Origin of the sequence: Nocardioides pelophilus (genome assembly GCF_014180685.1) — a bacterium.
Taxonomy (GTDB): Bacteria; Actinomycetota; Actinomycetes; order Propionibacteriales; family Nocardioidaceae; genus Nocardioides; species Nocardioides pelophilus.
Genome location: NZ_JACEHF010000303.1, coordinates 1 through 1,611, shown reverse-complemented (window position 1 = coordinate 1,611; position 1,611 = coordinate 1). Strand labels below are relative to the sequence as shown.

Here is a 1,611-nt window from a genome sequence, read left to right as displayed (position 1 = left end):
CCCCCGTCGGTCGAGGAGGCCACCCAGCGACCCGCCCCCCGTCGGTCGAGGAGGTCACCCAGCGACCCGCCCCCCGTCGGTCGAGCAGGTCGCCCAGCGACCCGCCCCCCCCGTTGGTCGAGGAGGTCGCGCAGCGACCGTCACGAGACCACGTGACAGACAATTCCTAGTGTCTAGCGTGTGTTTGACAAGATAGGAATCGTGTCGAACCCGCCCGCACCTCAGCACTGCCCGTCGCCGCGCGAGCTCGACGACCTCGAGCTGCTGTCGGTCGGGGCCATGGCACCGACGCTGGGGTTCAACGAACCGGGCAGCCCGGTCACCCTCGCCCTCCCCGACGAGATCGCCGCGCAGGTGGCCGACGGCGGTGCCGTCGAGCTGGTCGACCCCGAGGGGTTGCCGCTCGCGACGGTGAGCGGCGCCGGCGTCCGCTGGTCGGTCACGCCCCTGACCCATGCGCAGTACGGCCCGTTCCGCCGGCTCTACCTGCCGCCCTCCGAGGTGCGCGAGCGCTACTCCGGCCGCACCTTCGTCACGGTCACCGACGCGCTCACCGACGACCAGGTCGCGCAACTGCGCGGCCTCGGCGATGTCGCCGTGCTGGCGCTGGTCGGCCGCGGTACGCCGGCGCTGTCCCCTGTCGGGCTGCTCCGCGCCACCCAGCGCGTCGCCGATCTGGTCGGCGTGACCGGCAGCGCTGTCGACGTGGTGGCGGTCCCGCTCGCAACCCACGGCGACCCCGCTGCCGACGCCGCCCTGCGGGCACAGGTGATCGCCAACTACGCCGGCCCGGACCCGGTGGTGGACCTGCAGCCCGGCGGCACCCCGGCCGGCGTGGTCGCCGACATCGTGGCCGCCGACCGGCCCGCCCCCGAGGAGCAGGGCCTCGTCATCTTCTTCACCGGCCTCTCCGGCAGCGGCAAGTCGACGCTCGCCCAGGCCCTGATGGACCGGCTGCTCGAGCACGGCGGTCGCAGCCTTACCAGCCTCGACGGCGACGTGGTGCGCCGCAACCTCTCGGCCGGCCTCACCTTCTCCAAGGCCGACCGCGAGACCAACATCCGCCGGATCGGCTGGGTCGCGGCCGAGATCTCGCGTCACGGCGGCGTCGCGGTCTGCAGCCCGATCGCGCCGTTCGACGAGACCCGCCAGCAGGTGCGGCACTACGTCGCCGACGCCGGCGGCGCCTTCTTCCTCGTGCACGTCGCGACCCCGCTCGAGGAGTGCGAGCGCCGCGACCGCAAGGGGCTCTACGCCAAGGCGCGCCGGGGCGAGATCCCCGAGTTCACCGGCATCTCCTCGCCCTACGAGGAGCCGCAGGACGCCGACGTCCGGGTCGACACCACCGGGCGCACCATCGACGACGCTCTCGACGACGTGCTCGTCGCGTTGCGCGACGCGGGCTACCTCGACCTGGTCAGCGACGACGCGCCCGCCGCCGGCCGAGCGACCGGCCGGGCGACCGGACCGGTCACTGCGGCGGTCGACGTGGCGCCGGCCAGCGAGGAGGCCGAGACCAGCGACGGCGCGCGCGCTGCGGCCGGAGCACTCAGCGTCCTGTTCGTGTGTACGGCGAACATCTGCCGCTCGCCGTACATGGAGCTCCAGGCC

General features: G+C 73.7%; 1 protein-coding gene. It reads left to right on the top strand.

Annotation, left to right across the window (positions count from 1 at the left end):
- Window positions 1-201: 201 nt before the first annotated feature.
- Window positions 202-1,611 (top strand): adenylyl-sulfate kinase (gene cysC / locus H0488_RS23225; RefSeq protein ID WP_312856502.1); only part of this gene is annotated, 1,410 nt, incomplete at its 3' end.